This window comes from Thermohalobaculum sediminis (genome assembly GCF_023487995.1).
GTDB classification, from domain to species: Bacteria; Pseudomonadota; Alphaproteobacteria; order Rhodobacterales; family Rhodobacteraceae; genus Thermohalobaculum; species Thermohalobaculum sediminis.
On the sequence record NZ_JAMFKN010000003.1, the window covers coordinates 324,878 to 344,939 of the forward strand.

At 69.9% G+C, this 20,062-nt stretch carries 19 protein-coding genes; 12 read left to right on the top strand and 7 right to left on the bottom strand.

Annotation, left to right across the window (positions count from 1 at the left end):
* Window position 1 precedes the first annotated feature (1 nt).
* The 3 genes from M1105_RS08700 to M1105_RS08710 form a co-directional block, all read right to left on the bottom strand.
* Complete coding sequence (locus M1105_RS08700; protein WP_249579956.1) at window positions 2-910, bottom strand: thioredoxin family protein; 909 nt, start codon at window positions 908-910, stop codon at window positions 2-4.
* A gap of 79 nt (window positions 911-989) precedes the next feature.
* The gene (locus M1105_RS08705; protein WP_249579957.1) at window positions 990-1,544 is read right to left on the bottom strand and encodes a prolyl-tRNA synthetase associated domain-containing protein; all 555 of its coding nucleotides are present in this window, start codon (window positions 1,542-1,544) and stop codon (window positions 990-992) included.
* A 165-nt stretch (window positions 1,545-1,709) separates the two neighbouring features.
* Window positions 1,710-2,666, bottom strand: a complete 957-nt coding sequence (locus M1105_RS08710; RefSeq protein WP_249579958.1) for a GlxA family transcriptional regulator — start codon at window positions 2,664-2,666, stop codon at window positions 1,710-1,712.
* A gap of 93 nt (window positions 2,667-2,759) precedes the next feature.
* Between M1105_RS08710 and M1105_RS08715 the strand changes: the two genes are divergently transcribed.
* From M1105_RS08715 to M1105_RS08765, 11 genes are all read left to right on the top strand, one after another.
* Window positions 2,760-3,677, top strand: a complete 918-nt coding sequence (locus tag M1105_RS08715) for a BKACE family enzyme (protein WP_249579959.1) — start codon at window positions 2,760-2,762, stop codon at window positions 3,675-3,677.
* A gap of 123 nt (window positions 3,678-3,800) precedes the next feature.
* Window positions 3,801-5,261 carry a carnitine 3-dehydrogenase gene (locus tag M1105_RS08720; protein ID WP_249579960.1) on the top strand — a complete coding sequence of 487 codons (1,461 nt, stop codon included), beginning with the start codon at window positions 3,801-3,803 and terminating at the stop codon, window positions 5,259-5,261.
* 106 nt (window positions 5,262-5,367) lie between these two features.
* Window positions 5,368-6,141: an SDR family oxidoreductase gene (locus M1105_RS08725; protein ID WP_249579961.1), complete on the top strand. Its 774-nt coding sequence runs from the start codon at window positions 5,368-5,370 to the stop codon at window positions 6,139-6,141.
* Window positions 6,142-6,163: 22 nt separating this feature from the next.
* Window positions 6,164-7,324: an acyl-CoA dehydrogenase family protein gene (locus tag M1105_RS08730; RefSeq protein WP_249579962.1), complete on the top strand. Its 1,161-nt coding sequence runs from the start codon at window positions 6,164-6,166 to the stop codon at window positions 7,322-7,324.
* 160 nt (window positions 7,325-7,484) lie between these two features.
* Window positions 7,485-8,495: a DctP family TRAP transporter solute-binding subunit gene (locus M1105_RS08735; protein ID WP_249579963.1), complete on the top strand. Its 1,011-nt coding sequence runs from the start codon at window positions 7,485-7,487 to the stop codon at window positions 8,493-8,495.
* Between the two features lie 49 nt (window positions 8,496-8,544).
* Window positions 8,545-10,371: a sensor histidine kinase gene (locus tag M1105_RS08740; protein ID WP_249579964.1), complete on the top strand. Its 1,827-nt coding sequence runs from the start codon at window positions 8,545-8,547 to the stop codon at window positions 10,369-10,371.
* Window positions 10,368-11,708 carry a sigma-54-dependent transcriptional regulator gene (locus M1105_RS08745; RefSeq protein ID WP_249579965.1) on the top strand — a complete coding sequence of 447 codons (1,341 nt, stop codon included), beginning with the start codon at window positions 10,368-10,370 and terminating at the stop codon, window positions 11,706-11,708. The genes M1105_RS08740 and M1105_RS08745 overlap by 4 nt, the downstream gene beginning before the upstream one ends.
* 289 nt (window positions 11,709-11,997) lie before the next feature.
* The gene (locus M1105_RS08750; protein ID WP_319936779.1) at window positions 11,998-13,002 is read left to right on the top strand and encodes a TRAP transporter substrate-binding protein; all 1,005 of its coding nucleotides are present in this window, start codon (window positions 11,998-12,000) and stop codon (window positions 13,000-13,002) included.
* Between the two features lie 128 nt (window positions 13,003-13,130).
* Complete coding sequence (locus tag M1105_RS08755) at window positions 13,131-13,763, top strand: TRAP transporter small permease (RefSeq protein ID WP_249579966.1); 633 nt, start codon at window positions 13,131-13,133, stop codon at window positions 13,761-13,763.
* A gap of 3 nt (window positions 13,764-13,766) precedes the next feature.
* Complete coding sequence (locus M1105_RS08760; RefSeq protein ID WP_249579967.1) at window positions 13,767-15,143, top strand: TRAP transporter large permease; 1,377 nt, start codon at window positions 13,767-13,769, stop codon at window positions 15,141-15,143.
* Window positions 15,144-15,312: 169 nt separating this feature from the next.
* Entirely contained in the window at window positions 15,313-16,173 is an 861-nt protein-coding gene (locus M1105_RS08765; protein WP_249579968.1) for an alpha/beta hydrolase family esterase, read from the top strand.
* Between the two features lie 6 nt (window positions 16,174-16,179).
* Here M1105_RS08765 and M1105_RS08770 read toward each other — a convergent pair whose 3' ends face one another.
* From M1105_RS08770 to M1105_RS08780, 3 genes are all read right to left on the bottom strand, one after another.
* Window positions 16,180-16,623, bottom strand: coding sequence for a methyltransferase family protein (locus M1105_RS08770; RefSeq protein ID WP_249579969.1), 444 nt, complete (start codon window positions 16,621-16,623; stop codon window positions 16,180-16,182).
* Window positions 16,620-17,474 (bottom strand): pantoate--beta-alanine ligase, encoded by an 855-nt coding sequence (gene panC / locus M1105_RS08775; protein WP_249579970.1) that lies wholly within the window; start codon window positions 17,472-17,474, stop codon window positions 16,620-16,622. The genes M1105_RS08770 and panC overlap by 4 nt, the downstream gene beginning before the upstream one ends.
* Before the next feature lie 77 nt (window positions 17,475-17,551).
* Window positions 17,552-17,917 (bottom strand): winged helix-turn-helix transcriptional regulator, encoded by a 366-nt coding sequence (locus M1105_RS08780; protein ID WP_249579971.1) that lies wholly within the window; start codon window positions 17,915-17,917, stop codon window positions 17,552-17,554.
* Window positions 17,918-18,032: 115 nt separating this feature from the next.
* Here M1105_RS08780 and M1105_RS08785 point away from each other — a divergent pair, with 115 nt between their 5' ends.
* A complete protein-coding gene (locus tag M1105_RS08785; protein WP_249579972.1) occupies window positions 18,033-18,884 on the top strand; it encodes an alpha/beta fold hydrolase in 852 nt (283 codons plus the stop codon).
* 58 nt (window positions 18,885-18,942) lie between these two features.
* Here the strand turns inward: M1105_RS08785 and hemH are convergent, their stop codons facing one another.
* A complete protein-coding gene (hemH, locus tag M1105_RS08790; RefSeq protein ID WP_249579973.1) occupies window positions 18,943-20,019 on the bottom strand; it encodes a ferrochelatase in 1,077 nt (358 codons plus the stop codon).
* Between the last annotated feature and the right edge of the window lie 43 nt (window positions 20,020-20,062).

Sequence of the window (20,062 nt, forward strand, 5' to 3'; positions counted from 1 at the left end):
CTCAGGCGAAGATCATCGAGGAGAGCCGGCGGCGCCCCTTCTGGGTGAGCGGGTCCTTGGGGCCAAGCGTGTCGAACAGCTTGAAGAGCTGCGTCCGCGCCGCGCCGTCGTTCCACTCGCGGTCGCGGCGGAACAGTTCCAGCAACTGGTCGATCGCCCCCTCGTTGTCCCGCGCGGCGATCAGCGCGAGCGCGAGGTCGTAGCGCGCCTGGTGGTCGGCAGGGCTGGCCTCGACGCGGGCCCGAAGCTCAGCCGCCTCGCCGGTCTCCTGCGTCATCTCGGCCAGCTCGATGGCCGAGCGCGCGGCCTGGATGGCGGGGTCCTTCGCGACAGTCTGCGGCGCGCGGTCGAGCGTGGCCTTCGCCTCGGCGAGGTCGCCGGCCGCCAGCAGCGCGCGCGCCAGCCCGCCGATCGCGCGGGCATTTTCGGGGATCTCGGCCATCACGGCCGCGAAGGTCTGCGCCGCGTCCTGAAGCTGGCCGTCGGCCAGCATCGCCTCAGCCGCCTCGAGCGCCTCGTCGATGCCGCCGCCACCCGCCATCTGCACCAGCCGCTCGACGAAGGCCTTGACCTCGGATGCGGGGACCGCGCCCTGGAAGCCATCGACCGGCTGGCCCTGGAAGAAGGCGTAGACGGTGGGGATCGACTGGACGCGAAGCTGGCCCGCGACCATCTGGTTCTGGTCGACATTGACCTTGGCCATGCGCACCGCGCCGCGCGCGGCAGTCACCGCCTGCTCGAGCAGCGGCCCCAGCGTCTTGCACGGCCCGCACCACGGCGCCCAGAAATCGACGATGACCGGCACCTCGCGCGAGGCCTCGATCACCTCGTTCATGAAGGTCTGGTCGGTCACGTCCCGGATCAGGCCCTCGGCAGCCGGCGCGGCTGCGGTCTTGCCAAGCTCGATCATCGTCTCACCCCGAAGATTGCGGTCGTTCGGCCCCCGATGGGCTTCCGCCCCACATAGAGGCTTGCGGGAAGCGCCGCAATCACTCGCCTTGTCCCCCTGCCGTCGCCCGCTCGCGCGCCAGCGCCTCGAGCCGATCGAAATCGACCACCACCGCCTCGTGGCCCGTGAGGGCGACGAAGCGCATGAGGTCATCCCGTGAGATAGCGGTCGTCGCCTGGTTGTGTAGCGGGTGGGCGTTGATCGTCTCGAATTCCATCAGGCGCGCGTCGATCGCGAAGTTCACGCGGCCCTCGCGATCGTTCAGGAGGCCGAAGGGCGTAACCGCGCCGGGCTTGACGCCCAGGCAGTCCCACAGCAGGTCGGGCTTGCCGAAGCTGAGGTTCTTCGCGCCGATCTCGCGCTCGAGGTCTCGGATACGGAGCTCGCGGTCCTCGAGGCAGGTCGCGAGCCATATCGCGCCCTTCTTGTCCTTCATGAACATGTTCTTCACATGCGCGCCCGGCAGGTCGCCGCGCAGCGCGCGGCTTTCCTCGACCGTGTGTAGGGCGGGATGGATGTGGTGCCGAAAGCCGATGCCGTGGTCGTGCAGAAAATCATAGAGCTCGGCTTCGCCCGCAGGCCCGTGCGCGGTCATGTAGTCCCCCTGTCGCTTCCCCGAAGAATAACGCTCGCGGACGCCCTGCCAAGGGCGCTGCCCGGCGTCAAGCCGTCGGCCCGTGCCGGGGTGCGCCCGACCGGCCCGTCGAGGGCCGTTCAGCCGCCACGTGCCTCGCGGCACGCGATCCGACAGCCCCGATGGTCAGGCACGGGCGGCCCGGCGGGTCTCGGACGGCGCCTCGCCATGCATGCGGCGATAGGCCCGCGCGAAGGCGGCGGCCGAGGCGAAGCCCACGGCCCCGGCGATCTCGACCGCCGGGATGCCTGTCTCGATCAGCAGGCGCCGCGCGTGGTTGAGCCGCAGCGCGAGATAGTGGGCATGAGGTGCCACCCCCAGATGGCGGTGGAACAGCGTCTGCAGATGCCGCGCCGAGACGCCGGCCGCGCGCGCGATGCGCTCGACGGGAACGGGCGCATCGAGCCGGGCCTCCATCTCGGCGAGCGCGGCCGCCAGAACCGGGTTGCGCGGGCGGGCGAGCGCGAGCGCGGGCGCCTGGTCCTCGCGGCCCGAGGGCTCGTAGATGAAGGCCTTGGCGACCTCGAGCGCGAGCGGGTAGCCGAGACGGCGGCGGATCAGCGTAAGCATCAGGTCGAGCGCGGGCCCCGCCCCCCCGGTGGTGAAGCGGTTGCCGTCGATCACGAAGCGGGCGGGCTCGACGTGGATGTCGGGAAAGGCGGTGGCAAAGGCATCGAGGTCCTCCCAATGCGTGGTCGCGCGCCGGCCGGTCAGCAGGCCCGCACGCGCCACAGCCCAGGCGCCGCCCTCGATGCCGCCGATCACCGGCCGGGCACGCCCGGCGCGGCCCAGCCGGCGGATCAGCGGGCCCGTCGCATGGCGGTCGATGTTGTAGGACGCGAACACCAGAAGCGGCGCGCCCGATGCGAGCGGGTCGAAGGCGCGCGCGGCGGGGATCGGGATGCCCGACTGGGTCGGCGCGGGCGCACCGTCGGGACTGGTGATGACCCATCGGAACTGCGTGCGCCCCAGCAGACGGTTCGCCGCGCGCATTGGCTCGATCACCGCCGCGACCTGGATCAGCGTCGTCTCGGGCAGGACGAGAAGCTCGATCTCGAGGGGGGCTGGATCGGGTGTGAACATGTGAGTTCCGAATGTGCATATCATCGTTCCGTTTCTGTAAAGCATGGGCGGGCGGCGCCGTGCAAGCTGGCGCTCGGATCAGGGAGGAACGCCATGCCGCTCGCCATGAATCGCGAGGTCTTCATTACCTGCGCCGTCACCGGATCGGGTGGCACGCAGGACCGCAGCCCGCATGTGCCGCGCTCGCCCAAGCAGATCGCTGACAGCGCGATCGAGGCCGCGAAGGCGGGTGCCGCCGTGGTGCATTGCCACGTCCGCGACCCCGAGACCGGCAAGCCCCGGCGCGACGTCGCGCTCTACCGCGAGGTGACCGATCGCATCCGCGCGGCGGAGGTGGACGTGGTGCTGAACCTGACCGCCGGGATGGGCGGGGACATGATCTTCGGCGATGTCGAGAAGCCGCTGCCGCTGAAGGACGCCGGCACCGACATGGCGGGCGCGACCGAGCGCGTCGCCCATGTCGTCGAATGCCGGCCGGAGATCTGCACGCTCGACTGCGGCACGATGAACTTCGCCGAGGCCGACTACGTGATGACCAACACGCCCGGCATGCTGCGCGCGATGGCGAAGCTGATGGCCGAGAGCGGTACGCGGATCGAGATCGAGGCCTTCGACACCGGGCACCTTTGGTTCGCGAAGGAACTGGTGCGCGAGGGCGTGATCCCCGAACCGGTGCTGGTCCAGCTCTGCATGGGCGTGCCCTGGGGCGCGCCGGACGACCTCAACACCTTCATGGCGATGGTCAACAATGTGCCCCCGGACTGGCACTGGTCGGCCTTCTCGCTGGGGCGCCACCAGATGGCCTACGTCGCGGCGGCGGTGCTGGGCGGCGGCAATGTCCGTGTCGGGCTCGAGGACAATCTCTGGCTCGACAAGGGGGTGCTGGCGACGAACGCGCAGCTGGTCGAGCGCGCAGTCGGCATCGTCGAGCGGATGGGCGCGCGGGTGATCGGACCGGCGGAGGTGCGCGAGCGCCTGAAGCTCGAGAAGCGGGCGCCGCTCGCCGCGTGACCAGGGTCGACCCGCCGGGGGCATCGAGCCCCCGACGGCCCGGCGGCGGCGCCGCCGCCGCGATGCGCTCAACCGGCAGCCGGCCCGCGTGACAGCGGCGCTGCCTCTGGAGACCGGAACGAGATGATCGAGAAAGCAGCCATCCTGGGCGGCGGCGTGATCGGTGGCGGCTGGCTCGCGCGCCTGATCGAGAACGGGGTCGAGGTTTCGGTCTACGACCCCGACCCGGAGGCCGGGCGCAAGCTGGGCGAGGTGCTGGCCAATGCAGAGCGCGCCTATGGCAAGCTGACGCTGGCGCCCCGGCCGGCCAAGGGCGCGTGGCGGCTCGCGGGATCGGTGGCCGAGGCGGTCGAAGGCGCCGAACTGATCGTCGAGGCGGTGCCGGAGCGGATCGACCTCAAGCACCGCGTCTATGCCGAGCTGGAGGCCGTCAACACCGGCGGGATCATCGCGTCCTCGACCTCCGGCTACAAGCCCACGGACCTGCAGGCGCCGCTGAAGCACCCGGGTCGCCTGATCGTCGCGCACCCCTTCAACCCGGTCTACCTGCTGCCGCTGGTCGAGATCGTGGCGGGCGCGCGGACCGACGCGGGTGTGGTCGAGCGGGCCAAGGCGATCTATGCCGCGCTCGGCATGAAGCCCCTGCACATCCGCAAGGAGATCGACGCCTTCATCGCCGACCGCTTCCTCGAGGCCGTCTGGCGCGAAGCGTTGTGGCTGGTGAAGGACGGGATCGGTACGACCGAGGAAATCGACGACGCCATCCGCTTCGGATTCGGGCTGAGATGGGCGCAGATGGGGCTGTTCGAGACCTATCGGGTGGCAGGCGGCGAGGCGGGGATGCGCCATTTCATCGCCCAGTTCGGACCCTGCCTGCAATGGCCCTGGACAAAGCTCACGGACGTACCCGAACTGACCGACGAGCTGATCGACATGGTGGCGAGCCAGTCCGACGCGCAGTCCGGCGCCCACTCGATCCGCGAGCTGGAACGCATCCGCGACGACAATCTGGTCGCCATCATGCAGGCGCTGAAGGCGAACGACTGGGGCGCGGGCAAGGTGCTGGCGGCCTATGAGCGCCAGCTCTATGCCGCGGCCAAGACCGCCGCGCAGGATTTCTCGCGCCCCTTCGTCACGGTCGAGACCCGCGTTCCGGCCGAATGGACCGACTACAACGGCCACATGAACGTCAGCCGCTACGGGCAACTCTTTTCCGATGCCGCCGACGGCGCGATGCGTGTGATCGGCGCGGATCAGGACTATATCTCGAAGGGGCTCAGCTATTTCACCGCCGAGACGCATATCCGCTATCTCGACGAGGCCCATGCCGGCGACGCGGTGACGGTGACCACGCAGGTGCTGGACGGGGCAGGCAAGAAGCTCAAGCTGTTCCACCAGATGCACCACGCGGACGGACGGCTGCTCGCGACCAGCGAGGAGATGCTGATCCATGTGAACCTCGGCACCCGGCGAGCCTGCGACCCCGCGCCCGAGGTGGCCGCGCGCCTCGCGCCGATCGCCGCCGCCCATGCCGCCCTGCCGCTGCCCGAGGGCGCGGGCCGGGCGGTGGGGCAGCGGCCGTGACCGGCCAGGGCGCCGCGTCGGCCGTGCCGCCCACGGCACCGTCGCGCCCGCGGCGCGCGGCAGGCGGCGCGGCCGTGGCCATCGCCGCCCCGTGGCGGGCCGCGCGATGAGCCTGCCGGCCGGCCATCGGGTTCTGATCACTGCGGGCGCCTCGGGCATCGGGCGCGCGATGGCGGAGGCCTTCTCGGCCGCAGGCGCGCGGGTCTGGGTAACCGATGTCGACGAGGCGGCACTGGCGGTGTGCCCCACCGACTGGGGCCGCACGCTGCTCGACGTGCGCGACGAGGTGGGAACGGCGGCGCTGACGGACCGGATCGCCCGGGAGTGGGGCGGGCTCGACACGCTGTGCGCCAATGCCGGGATCGCGGGGCCCACGGCGCCGATCGAGGACATGCCGCTCGACGGCTTCCGCGCCTGCGTCGCTGTGAACCTCGAGGGTGCCTTTCTCGCGGCCAAGCACGCGGCGCCCCTGATGAAGCGGCAAGGGGCAGGCGCGATGATCCTGACTTCGTCCACGGCCGGCCTTCATGGCTACCCCAACCGCGCGCCCTATGCGGCGGCGAAATGGGCCGTCATCGGGCTGATGAAGACGCTGGCGATGGAGCTTGGCCCGTTCGGCATCCGCGCCAACGCGATCTGCCCCGGCGCGGTCGAGGGGCCGCGGATGGAGGGCGTTGTCGCCCGAGAGGCCGCCACCAAGGGCATGACGACCGAGGCGGTGCGGGCGGGCTATGCCGCCGGCACCTCGATGCGGTCCTGGGTGACGGCTGAGGATGTCGCGGCGATGGCCGTCTTCCTCGCCTCGCCCGCCGCCCGGCTCGTCTCGGGACAGGCGATCGCGGTGGACGGGCACACCGAGAACCCGGACCCCAAGGTCTGACGCAAGACGACGGAGAGCGATCATGCATTTCGGCCTCACCGACGAGCAGGAGATGATCGTCTCCACCGTCCGCAGCTTCGTAGAGAACGAGATCTACCCCCACGAGGACGAGGTCGAGCGCAGCGGCGAGGTGCCGCCCGCGGTGGCCGAAGCAATCAAGGCCAAGACGCTGGAACTTGGCTTCTACGCCTGCAACTTTCCCGAGGAGGTGGGCGGCGCGGGGCTCAGCCACCTCGAATTTGCGCTGGTGGAGCGCGAGCTTGGCCGGGGCGCGATGGCGCTCACGCATTTCTTCGGCCGGCCGCAGAACATCCTGATGGCCTGCAAGGGCGAACAGCGCGAGCGGTATCTCCTGCCCGCCGTGCGCGGCGAGCGGATGGACGCGCTGGCGATGACCGAGCCCGACGCGGGGTCGGACGTGCGCGGCATGAAGACCTTCGCGCGGCGCGACGGCGGCGACTGGGTGGTGAACGGGACCAAGCATTTCATCAGCGGAGCCGATCACGCCGATTTCGTCATCGTCTTCGTCGCGACCGGCGAGGACGCCACGCCCAAGGGGCCGAAGAAGCGGATCACCTGTTTCCTGGTCGATCGCGGCACGCCCGGCTTCACCATCCGGCCCGGCTATCGGTCCGTCAGCCATCGCGGCTACAAGAACATGATCCTCGACTTCGACGACTGCCGCCTTTCGGACGCGCAGGTGCTGGGCGAGGTCGATGGCGGCTTCGACGTGATGAACGAGTGGCTCTACGCCACCCGCATCACGGTCGCGACGATGTGCGTGGGCCGCGCGCGGCGGGTGTTCGAGCACGCGCTCGGCTATGCCGCCGAGCGGCGCCAGTTCGGCCAGCAGATCGGCAAATTTCAGGGCGTGAGCTTCCAGTTGGCCGACATGATCACGGAAATCGACGCGGCCGATCTCCTGACGCTCGCCTCCGCCTGGCGGCTCGATCAGGGCTTGCCTGCAAATCGCGAGATCGCCTCGGCCAAGCTCTATGCCTCCGAGATGCTGGCCCGCGTGACCGACGCGGCGATCCAGATCCATGGCGGCATGGGTCTGATGGACGACCTGCCGCTCGCCCGCTTCTGGCGCGACGCGCGGGTGGAGCGGATCTGGGACGGCACGTCCGAGATCCAGCGCCACATCATCAGCCGCGACCTGCTGCGCCCGCTCGGCGCCTGAGAGGGCTGCGCGCCCGGTCCGCATCTCGCAGGCGCGAAAGGATCATTGACCCGGCGCGCCGCGCTGGTATACCAGAAAGCGTTTCGGAGTTTCGGCGGCCGGAACCGTCCGAACCGCGGGGGCTCCGGACTGCCGCGCCGCCCCGAGCGGGGGAGCCAGAATGCGACGCCTGTCCACTGCGCTGATCGGCGCGGCCCTGTTCATCCCTGCGGCACTGGGGGCCGCGCCCGCACAGGCGGCCTGCGACCCCGGCGAGCGGGCGATCCGCTTCAGCCATGTTGTCGCCGACAAGGGCCACCCCAAGGGCGAGGCCGCGGCCGAGTTCGCAGCACGGGTGAACGCCGCGTTCGAGGGACGCTACTGCGTCGAGGTCCATGCCTCCTCGAGCCTCTTCTCAGACGACGAGGTGCTCGACGCCATGGTGCGTGGCGATGTCGAGATGGCGGCGCCCTCGCTCTCGAAATTCGAGGCCTACACGCTCGCGTTCCGCATCTTCGATCTGCCCTTCCTGTTCCAGGATATCGCGGCGGTCGAGCGCTTCCAGACCTCGCCCGAGGGCCAGGCGATGAAGTCCTCGATGCGCGACAAGGGCATCCTGGGGCTTGCCTACTGGCACAACGGGATGAAGCAGCTCTCCGCCAACCGCCCGATCAAGGCGCCGGCCGACGCCGCGGGGCTGAAATTCCGCATCCAGGCCTCGGACGTGCTGGATGCGCAGTTCCGCGCGTTGGGCGCGGAGCCCGTCAAGCTCGCCTTCAAGGACGTCTACGACGCGCTGGGCGACGGACGGGCCGACGGTCAGGAAAACACCTGGACCAACATCTACACCAAGAAATTCTACACCCGCCAGGACGGCGTGACCGAGACCAACCACGGCATCATCGACTATCTCGTGATCGTTTCGCGCAGCTTCTGGGAGGGCCTGCCCGCCGCCGACCGCGCCGGGATCGAGCAGATCCTGATCGAGGTCACGCACGAGTACAATCGCTTCTCCTTCGAGCTCAACGAACTGGCAAAGATGCGCATTCTGGAGAATGGTGGGACGGTGCGGCGGCTGACGAAGGGCGATCGCGAGAGATGGATCGACGCGCTGACACCTGTCTGGCGCCAGTTCGAGGGCGAGATCGGCGCCCGGCTGATCGAGGCCGCCCTGGCCGCGAACCGCGGCTGATGCGCGCGGCGCCCGGGCCTCGGCCCGGGCCGGTGGCGGGACCAGGGCAATGAGGCGCCGGCTGCTGGCGCTCGCGATCCTCGCGCTGCCGGTCGCGGTGGCGGCGGGTGCAGCGTGGCTCTGGGCCTGGGCCTCGGGCATCGACGCCCTGCGCCGCGACGCCGAGTCCGAGATCACGCTGGCCGTGGCCCGGATCGAGACCCCGCTTGCCAAGTTCAAGGAGCTGCCCCGCGTCCTCGCCGACACGGGCCGGTTCGCCGAGACGCTCGCCGCGCGCGACGAGCTGTCGGTCGAGGCGTCGAACCGGCTGCTCGAACGCCTGGCCAGCGTTACCGGCGCCTCGGACATCTACCTCATCGACACCGCGGGGACGACGGTCGCGGCCTCGAACTGGAACGAGCCGCACAGCTTCGTCGGACAGAACTTCAGCTATCGCCCCTATTTCACCCGGGCGATGGAGGGTGCGCTAGGCCGCTACTACGCGCTCGGCACCACGTCGAGGCGGCGCGGCTTCTACTTCGCCGTCCCGGTCGAGGCCCAGGGCGCGCGCCTCGGCGTCCTCACGGTCAAGGTCGATGTCGACGAAGTCGAGGCCGCGGCCCTGACCGGCGAGCGCGTGGTATTCCTCACCGATCCGCATGGCGTGGTGTTCCTCGCCTCGGAACCGGGGATGCTCTACCGGACCCTCGCGCCGCTGCGCGACGAGGCGCTGACGGCGATCCGGCGAGACCGCCAGTATGACGGCACCGCGCTGGTCGCCCTGCCGGAGCTGCCGCGCCGCGACCTTGCCGGGCGCCAGACCGTCGATGCCGGGGCCTGGGCGCCGGTGGGCGTCGCGATCGGCGCATCGGTGCTGACGCGGCTCGACCTTCCGCGCCTCGACCTCACCGCGCACATGCTCACACCGCTCGCCCCGGTCGCCGCGCAGGCGCGCACCGCCGCGGCGGTGGCGGCCCTCGGCGCGCTGGTGATCGCGCTGGTCATCGCGCTCCTGATCCAGCGCCGGGCGCGCCTTGCCGAGCGGCTGGCGATTGAGGCGCGCGCCAAGGCGGGGCTCGAGACCCGCGTCACGGAACGCACGGCCGAGCTGATGCAGGCGAACCGGCAGCTTTCCGCCGAGATCGCCGAGCGCCGCGCGGCCGAGGCCGCCCTGAGACAGGCGCAGGACGACCTGATCCAGGCCTCGAAGCTGTCCGCGCTGGGCCAGATGTCGGCCGGGATCAGCCACGAGCTCAACCAGCCGCTGGCCGCGATCCGCTCCTTCGCCGAGAACGCGCAGGTCCTGCTCGCGCAAGCGCGCTCGGACGAGGCCGCGGCCAATCTGGGCCAGATCGCCGAACTCACCGCCCGGATGGCGCGCATCATCCGCAACCTGCGCGCCTTCGCCCGCAAGGAGGGCGAGCCAGCCACGGATGTCGCGCTCGACGCCGTGGTGGGGGAGGCGCTCGAGCTGATGGCGCAGCGCATCGCGGCCGAGCGGGCCCGCATCGACTGGTGCCCGCCGCCGGCGCCCGTGATCGTGCGCGGCGGCCAGGTGCGGCTGGGACAGGTGGTTATGAACCTCGTGGCGAACGCGCTCGACGCACAGGCCGGCCAGGCCGAGCGTCGCGTCGAGATCCGCGTCCAGCCAATCGGCGAGGGCGGCCTGCTCACCATCCGCGACGGGGGCCCGGGCCTAAGCGAGGAAGCCCGCCGGAACCTCTTCGACCCATTCTGGACGACGAAGGGGGTGGGCGAGGGGCTGGGCCTCGGCCTCTCGATCTCGTTCGGCATCATCGAGAGCTTCGGCGGCCGGATCAGGGCCGCGAACCACCCGGACGGCGGCGCGGTGTTCAGCGTCGAGCTGCCGCGCGCCCGGCTCGAGACCGCGGCATGAGCGGGATGCCGCGGATCCTGCTGGTCGAGGACGACGCGATGGTGCGCGCGGCGCTGGCGCAGACGCTCGATCTTGCCGAGATCGCGGTCGAGACCGCCGACTCGGCCGACGCCGCGCTCGGGCGGCTCACCCCCGACTGGCCGGGGGCGGTCATCTCGGACGTGCGGATGCCGGGCAAGGACGGCCTTGCCCTGCTCGACGCGGTGATCGCGATGGACCCCGAGCTGCCGGTGATCATGCTTACCGGCGAGGGCGACATCCCGATGGCGGTCCGGGCGACGAGCGCCGGGACCTACGATTTCCTCGAGAAGCCCTGCCCGCCCCAGCGGCTGATCGAGGTTGCCCGGCGCGCCTGCCGGACCCGCACGCTGGTGATGGAGAACCGGGCGCTGCGGGCCGAGCTTGGCGCCATGCCGGGCGTGCCGAGGCTGATCGGCGAAAGCGGCCCGGCTCGGCGGCTGCGCGAGCGGATCGACAAGATCGCGGCGACCGGGCTCGACGTGCTGGTGCTGGGCGAGACCGGCGCGGGCAAGGAGGTGGCGGCGCGCCTGCTGCACGCCCGCTCGGCGCGGGCCCCGGCCCCCTTCGTGGCCATCAACTGCGGCGCGCTGTCGGCGGAATTGGCGGGCTCCGAGCTGTTCGGCCACGAGAAGGGCGCCTTCACGGGCGCTGCGGCCCGGCGGATCGGGCGGTTCGAGCAGGCCAATGGCGGGACCATCTTCCTCGACGAGATCGAGTCGATGCCGCTCGATCTGCAGGTGCGGCTCCTGCGTGTCCTGCAGGAGCGCGAACTCGAGCGGCTCGGCGCCGAGCACGTCATTCCGATCGACGTGCGGGTCGTGGCGGCGACCAAGACGGACCTGCACGCCGCCGCGGCGGCCGGGCGCTTCCGCGAGGACCTCGCCTTCCGCCTCGATGTCGCCCGCCTGGTCGTGCCGTCACTGGGCGAGCGGCGCGAGGACATCGGCCCGCTGTTCCGCGCCTTCGTGGCCGAGGCGGCGGGACGTGCCGCGCAGACGGCGCCGGAGATCCCTGACGCGCTGGTCGCCGAGCTCGAAGCGCGCGATTGGCCGGGCAATGTCCGCGAGCTGAGGAATGCCGCGCAGCGCTTCGCGCTGGGGCTCGACTGGCAGGCAGCCGGCGCGCACGGCGAGGCGACTGCTGGCGGCGCAAGCCTCGCAGCGCGCGTGGCGGCGTACGAGCGATCGGTTCTGAGCGACGCACTGCGCGCCGCGGGAGGGCACATCCCGACCGCCTGCGAGACGCTGGGCACGCCCCGCAAGACGCTCTACGAAAAGCTCGCGCGCCACGGCCTTCGCCCCGACGATTTCCGCTGAAGCGGCGGCGCGGCCCGTCCCTCGTGCCGGCTCGGCGCGGGCCGTGGGAAGGCCGCCGCCCGCCGCGGCCGTGCGGGAATCCGCACACGGGACCTCGCCGCCGTGCGCCCTTTCGCACAGGGACGCGCCGGGTTTCTTTCCTTCCCCGCCCGGCGGGGCGGGCGAATGCGCTAATCCGGCGGAATTTCCTGCTTGCCGCCTTTTGCTTGCATTCTGGCACGCATCTTGAAGAGAGTCGTCACGTCGCGCCACGGGGCGCGCATACAGACAACCGACCGGGAGGAGACAGATGCAGTTCCGCAAGATCGCCGCGACCGCCGTCGCCATCAGCTTTATGGCCGGGGGCGCAGCCTTTGCCGCCTGCGATCCGGGCGAGATCGTCATCAAGTTCAGCCATGTGACGAACACCGACAAGCACCCGAAGGGCATTGCCGCCGCCCTTCTGGCCGAACGCGTGAACACCGAGATGAACGGAAAGGCCTGCATGGAGGTCTTCCCGAACTCGTCGCTCTACGACGACGACAAGGTGCTCGAGGCAATGCTGCTCGGCGACGTGCAGCTCGCCGCGCCGTCGCTGTCGAAGTTCGAGAAGTTCACCAAGAAGTTCCGCATCTTCGACCTGCCCTTCATGTTCGAGGACGTGGCGGCGGTGGATCGCTTCCAGCAGGGCGAGTTCGGGCAGTCGCTGCTCGATTCGATGCAGAAGCGCGGGCTTCAGGGCCTCGGCTACTGGCACAACGGCATGAAGCAGTTCTCGGCCAACAAGCCGCTGGTGATGCCCGAGGACGCGCGCGGCCTGAAGTTCCGCGTACAGGCGTCGGACGTGCTGGTCGCGCAGATGGAGGCGATGGGCGCCAATCCCCAGAAGATGGCCTTCTCCGAGGTCTACGGCGCGCTTCAGACCGGCGTCGTCGACGGGCAGGAGAACACCTGGTCGAACATCTACGGCCAGAAGTTCTTCGAGGTGCAGGACGGGACCACCGAGACCAACCACGGCATCATCGACTATCTGGTGGTGACCTCGGCCGAGTGGTGGAACGGCCTCGACGCGGACGTGCGCACCCAGCTCAAGACGATCTTCGACGAGGTGACCGCCACGCGCAACGCCGAGGTCAACAAGGTCGACGAGGACGCCAAGGCCGCGATCCTCGCGGCCGGCGGCGTGATCCGCACCCTGACGCCAGAGCAGCGCCAGGCCTGGGTTGATGCCATGAAGCCCGTCTGGGCGAAGTTCGAGGGCGAGATCGGCGCCGACCTGATCGCGGCGGCGCAGGCCGCGAACGCGTCGAACTGATCGACGGGAACGAGGCCGCGGGCCGGGCGCAGCACCGGCCCGCGGCGCAACTCATGACGACCGACGCGGCGCCTTGCCGCGCGCAACAACGGGCCGGAAAGGCCCGAAACCTCGCAGGGGGGATGCCCATGTCCGGCCGCTACCACGCGCGCACCGCCGTCGGGCGCGCGGTCAACGAGATCGAGGAGACGCTGATCGCCGTCTTCCTCGGCGCCATGACGGTGATCACCTTCGTCAACGTGGTCGCCCGCTATGTCTTCAACGCGAACGTGCTCTGGGCGCTCGAGGCGACGGTCTTCCTGTTCGCCTGGCTCGTGCTGTTCGGCATCAGCTACTGCGTGAAGATCACCGCGCATCTGGGCGTCGACGCACTGGTCAACCTGTTCTCGCCGGGCGTGCGCCGGATGCTGGCCTTGCTCGCGCTGGCCGCGAGCCTCGCCTATGCCGTCCTGGTGCTGAAGGGCTCGTGGGATTACTGGTACCGCTTTGCCAGCACGGCGTCGTTCCTCGAGGTGAACGACGTGCCGTTCCCGGCCTCGATCCAGATCGCGCTCGGTCTCACCGAGGATGGCGCGCCGCTCTATGACTACCTGCCGCGCTACATCCCCTACTTCATCCTGCCCTTCGGCATGGCGCTGTTCCTGTTCCGGCTTCTCGAGGCCGGCTGGGAGATCTTCACGGGACGCCGGACCATGCTCATCGCGAGCCACGAGGTCGAGGATATGCTGGAAGAGGCCGCGGCCTCGCGCAAGGAGAGCTGAGACATGGATGTCGTCTTCCTCTTCGTCCTGGTCATCGGCTTCCTGCTGATCGGCGTGCCGATCGCGGTGTCGCTCGGGCTCTCGTCGATCATCTTCCTCGTGCTCTACTCTGACAGCACGCTGGCCTCGATCGCCGGAACCCTGTTCAACGCCTTCGCCGGGCATTACACGCTGCTCGCCATTCCGTTCTTCATCCTCGCCTCGGCCTTCATGTCGACGGGGGGCGTGGCCAAGCGCATCATCCGCTTCGCGATCGCCTGCGTGGGGCACCTGCGCGGCGGGCTTGCCATTGCCTCGGTGTTCGCCTGCATGCTGTTCGCGGCGCTGTCGGGGTCGTCCCCCGCGACGGTGGTGGCGATCGGCTCGATCGTCATCGCGGGGATGCGGCAGGTCGGCTACACGCGCGAGTTCGCGGCCGGCGTGATCTGCAACGCGGGAACGCTCGGCATCCTCATCCCGCCCTCAATCGTGATGGTGGTCTACTCGGCGGCGACCGATGTCTCGGTCGGTCGCATGTTCCTCGGCGGCGTGATCCCCGGCCTGCTGGCGGGCTTCATGCTGATGGTGGGCATCTATGTCGTCGCCCGCATCCGGAACCTGCCCGCGCAGCCCTGGGCTGGCTTGGGCGAGGTCCTCGACTCGGCGCGCGACGCGGGCTGGGGGCTGTTCCTGATCGTCATCATCCTGGGCGGCATCTATGGCGGAATCTTCACGCCGACCGAAGCGGCGGCGGTCGCGGCGGTCTATGCCTTCCTGATCGCGAACTTCGTCTATCGCGACATGGGGCCGCTGACGGACGGCGCGGGCGGGCGCCCCACCTCGCTCATGCGTCGGCCCTACGCGCTGGTCACGGTCTGGTTCCACCGCGATACGCGGGCCACGCTGGTCGAGGCGGGCAAGCTGACGATCATGCTGATGTTCATCATCGCCAACGCGCTGATACTCAAGCACGTGCTTACCGACGAGCAGATCCCCCAGCAGATCGCCGAGGCGATGCTGTCGGCCGGCTTCGGGCCGATCATGTTCCTGGTGATGGTCAACGTCATCCTGCTGATCGGCGGGCAGTTCATGGAGCCCTCGGGACTGCTCGTGATCGTGGCGCCGCTGGTCTTCCCGATCGCCATGCAGCTGGGAATCGACCCGATCCATCTGGGCATCATCATGGTCGTGAACATGGAGATCGGCATGATCACACCGCCGGTCGGCCTGAACCTGTTCGTCACCTCGGGCGTCGCCGGCATGCCGGTGTTCGACGTGGTCAAGGCAGCGCTGCCCTGGGTCAGCATCCTGTTCGTGTTCCTGATCATCGTGACCTATGTGCCGGCGATCTCGACATTCCTTCCGACCCTGCTGATGGGGCCCGAGATCCTGATCCGCTGACCCTTCGCACGGGTCGATCGACGCGGCGCGGCAGGACATCTGCCGCGCCGTCTTTCGTGACATTTGCATCATCGGCAGGCTCTGGCACCGCCACGGGGCTGCGCTAATCTCGGCTGTCGAACCTTGGCGCAGCGGCCTGCGGCCCGCGCCGCACTGCACGGGAGCCAAAATGCGCCGTCTGAGCTTCGCCGTCGCCATCGCCGCCGCGCTCTGCGCCCGGCCCTCGTCGCCCGCAGCCGGAGCCGGGGCCCCCTCCTGCGGCGAGCCCGAGGGCATGTGCATGGTCGAAGGCGGCTTCTATCGCCTCGCCCTGCCCCCGGACGCTGCCGGCCCGGTGCCGGCGGTGGCCTACCTGCACGGCTGGGGCGGCAATTCGCTCGCGGTGATGCAGGGCGCGAACGGGCTGCGCGAGGCGCTGGCCCTGCGCGGCTATGCGCTGATCGTGCCCGAGGGGGTGCCGAAACCCGGCCGCGAGCAGCGCGACTGGGCGGTGCGCGACATGATGCGCAACCACCCTCGCGACGACATGGCCTATCTCGCGGCCGTGCTCGAAGATGCGGCGGAGCGCGGGGTCGACCGCGGGCGCATCCTGCTCGCGGGGTTCTCGCGCGGGGGCTCGATGGTCTGGGACGCGGCCTGCCAGGCGCCGGGCCTCGCGCGCGCCTATGCGCCGGTCGCCGGCGCCTTCTGGGAGCCCTTGCCGGCCGACTGCGGCGGACCCGTCGACCTCTTCCACACCCACGGCTGGACCGACCGGGTCGTGCCGCTGGAGGGGCGGGCGGTCGCGCAGGGACGGCTGATCCAGGGCGACGCCTTCGCAAGCCTCGCCATCATGCGCGAGGTGACGGGCTGCAGCGCGCGCATGCCCGACACCGCACCGATGGAAGCGGATGGCGACATCTGGTGGCGGCACTGGACCAGTTGCCCCGGCGGCCGGCTCGACCTGATGCTGCATCCCGGCGGGCACGCCCTGCCGCAGGGCTGGGTCGCGCGTGCGATCGAATGGTTCGAGACGTTAGAACGCGAATAGGCCCCGTCAGAGCCAGCGCCGCACCCGCGCGAGATAGGCGCGATAGGGCGCGCCGAGATGGGTGTCGAGCATAGCCTCCTCGGGCCGGATGAAGCGGCGCTCGAGTACCCGCGCGAAGGGCCACAGCAAGACGAGGCCCAGGGGCTGCCCGGTCGTCAGCACCCAACCGGCGAGAATCAGGAGATCCGCGACGTAGATGGGGTTCCGGCTGAGCCGGTAGGGCCCGCTGTCGACCAGCGCCGATGGCGTCTCGCGCGGCACGATGGTGGTGCGGGCACGGCGGAACTCGATCGCCGCCCAGGCCGCAAGTGCCACGCCTGCCGCGATCACAAGCCGCCCCGGCCAGAGCAGAACACCCAGAGGCGCCCAGACCGCGCCCAGCGCCCAGCCGGCCGCCATGAACCCGGCCAGCCATACCGGCGGCCAGTCGAGCCAGCGCGGCACCCTCATCCTCCGGTCCCGATGGGCACGTTGTCGATGAGCCGCGCGCGCCCCAGCCTCGCCGCCGCAAAGATGCGCGCAGGCCGGCCGGGATCGAACCGGTCGATCGGCCGGAGCGTCGCGGCATCCCGCGCCTCGATGTAATCGACAGAGGCGAAGCCTGCGTCGAGGACCGCCGCCCGCGCAGCCAGCGTCGCGTCCGCCGGATCTGCCCCTGCCGCGATACTCGCGGCCGCGGTCGCGATGGCGCGATGGAGCGCCGGCGCCACCGCCCGCTCGTCCGGCGTCAGGTAGCGGTTGCGCGAGGACATGGCGAGCCCGTCCGGCTCGCGCAGGATCGGCGCGCCGAGAATGCGGGTCGGGATGTCGAGATCGGCGGCCAGACGGCGGATCACCGCAAGCTGCTGCCAGTCCTTCTCGCCGAAGATCGCCACATCGGCCTGCGCCTGGTTGAGCAACTTGGTGACGACCTGCGCCACGCCGTCGAAATGCCCGGGCCTGACGGCGCCGCACAGCACGTCCGTGAGCCCATCGACGATCACCCGCGTCACGAAGCCCGGCGGATACATCTCCGCCACGGGCGGCGCGAACAGGAGATCGCAGCCCGCCCCCTCTAGCATCGCCGCATCGCCCGCCTCGTCGCGCGGATAGGCGGCGAGATCCTCGTTCGCCCCGAACTGGGTGGGATTGACGAAGATCGTCGCGACCACCCGCCGGGCATTGGCCTGACCGAGCCGCACGAGGCTGAGATGCCCCTCGTGTAGCGCGCCCATGGTGGGGGTCAGCGCCACCCGCTCGCCCTGCCTGCGCCAGGAGGCGACACGGGCGCGTAGCTCTGCCACGGTGCGGACTGTTTCCATGTGCGGCCTTCCCCAGCGCTCAAGCCTGCAATCGCTAACCGCATTTCACGCCGAACGGAAGAACCCGGGCGATGCGATCAGGCGGCCCGGTCGTCGTCCAGTCGGAAGTCGCGATCGACGCCCGGCACATGCTTCTGACCCCAGGCGCAGAGCGCGCCGACCGTGGGGATCAGGTCGCGCCCCGCGGGCGTCAGCGAATACTCGACCCGCGGCGGCACCTCGGGGAACACCTCGCGATGCACGATCCCGTCGGCTTCCAGCTCACGAAGCTGATTGGTCAGCATCCGCTGGGTGCATCCGGGCAGGCTGCGCTGCAATTCGTTGAAGCGCCAGGTTCGCTCGATCAGGCGGAACACGATCAGGCCCTTCCACTTGCCGCCGATGCGGTCGAGCGCCGCCTCGACCGGGCAGAGGATGGCGCGGCTGTGGCGCGGCTTGCGCATCGCGGCCTCCATACAGTCTTTTTTGATACTACCCGCGAAAATAATGCGTACTTGCTGATTTGCAATCAACATTCAAATTCTCCGTCACCTCACCACCCCGATGCGGAGACCCCGGATGCTGACCCGACCCCTGATGCCGCCCGCCCTGATCGCGGGCCTCGCCTTTCCCGCCGTCGCGGGCGAGGCGCCGATCCTCGGCCACGAGATCCACGGCGCGGGGCCCGCGCGGGTCATCGTGCTGCACGACTGGATGGGCGATCAGTCGACCTACGACGCGATGAAGCCCTGGCTCGACGGCGACGCCTTCACCTATGCCTTTGCCGATGTGCGCGGCTACGGACTGTCGAAGGGCCTCGAGGGCAGGTTCGACAGCGCCGAGATCGCGGCCGATGTGAGCCGCCTCGGCGATCATCTGGGCTGGCCGCAATACCATCTCGTGGGCCACTCGATGACCGGCATGGCGGGGTTCCGCGCGATCCTCGACGACTGGACTGGACCGCGCCGCATCCTCGGCTATACCGCGATCACGCCGGTGACGCCTGACGGCTATCCGGCGAGCGCGGACGAGCGCGGCTTCCTCTCCGCCGCGATGCGCGATGATGGGGTGGCCGCCGCCGCCTTCGGCGCCCTGACGGGAGGCAAGCTTACGGCGCGCTGGACCGAGGCCAAGACCCGCCACAACCGCACCGGCGCCCGTCCCGCGGCGATGGCGGACTATTACGAGATGTGGCTGAACGAGGATTTCTCGGCCGCCTTCGCCGCCGCCGCAATCGGCATCCCGGTGCTGGTGATCGGCGGGCGCAACGACCTGCCGGGGTTCCAGGAGGCGCACTTCGCCGCCACCCTCGGGCAATGGCTGCCGCAGGCGCGCTTTGTCTATCTCGAGAACGCCGGGCATTACCCGATGCAGGAGGTCCCGATCCTGACCGCGACGCTGATCGAGGGCAACCTGAGCGGCGCGAACTGAAGTCGCCGCGATCCCGGGCCAGTCCTGCAGGACTGGCCCTGCACCGCGCCGTGTGGTGTTACAGCCAGCCCTGCGCCTCGCGCCGGACGATGCCCTCGATCATGTCGATATGGGCCTCGTCGTCGTTGAGGCAGGGGATGTAGTCGAACCGCTCGCCGCCCGCTTCCTCGAAGCTCTCGCGGATTTCCTCGTTGATCTCCTCGAGGGTCTCGACGCAGTCCGACGAGAAGCCCGGCGCCATGATGGCGATGTGCCTGTGTCCCTCGCGCGCGAGCTTGGCGACATATTCGACGGTGTAGGGGGTCAGCCACTCCTCAGGACCGAAGCGGGACTGGAAGGTGGTGTGGACCTCGCCTTTCTGCCAGCCGAGCCGCTCGGCCATCAGGCGAGAGGTCTTCTGGCAGAAGCAGTGATAGGGATCGCCCTTCATGAAATAGCTGCGCGGCAGACCATGGTAGGACGCCACCAGCGCGCTCGGCCGCGTGTCGAGCCCGGCATAGGCGCGCTCGACCGAGCGGGCCAGTGCCTCGATGTAGAGCGGGTCGTCGTGATAGCTTGGCACCGTGCGGAAGGCAGGCTGCCAGCGCAGCTTCATCAGGGTGCGGAAGGCGTGGTCGTTCGCCGTACCGGTCGTCGCGGCCGAGTAATGCGGGTAGAGCGGGAAGAACAGGATCCGCTCGCAGCCCTGCGCGGCCATGCGCTTGATGACGCTGTCGGTCGAGGGGTTGCCGTAACGCATGCAGAAATCCACCACCACGGAATCGCCGAAGGCGTCCTCCATCCGGCGGCGCAGCTTGTCGGTCTGGCTGCGGGTGATGGTCAGCAGCGGGCTTTCATCGAGCTCGCGGTTCCAGATGCCGCGATAGGCCTCGCCCGACGAGAAGGGGCGCTTCGTCAGCACGATCGCCTGCAGGATCGGCTGCCATATGAAGGGCGACCACTCGATCACCCGGCGATCCGACAGGAACTCGTTGAGATAGCGACGCATCGACCAGTAGTCGGTGCCGTCGGGCGTGCCGAGGTTGGCCAGCAGGAGGCCGACCCGCGCGGGGGGCACGGGCGGATGGTCGAGGGCCGCATGCGCCAGCCGGCCCGTTCCCGCCATCACCTGCGTCGCCGTCGTCCTGTCGAGCATTGCCCTCTCCGTCCGCCATCGCGGCCGGGCCGCGCGCCATCCC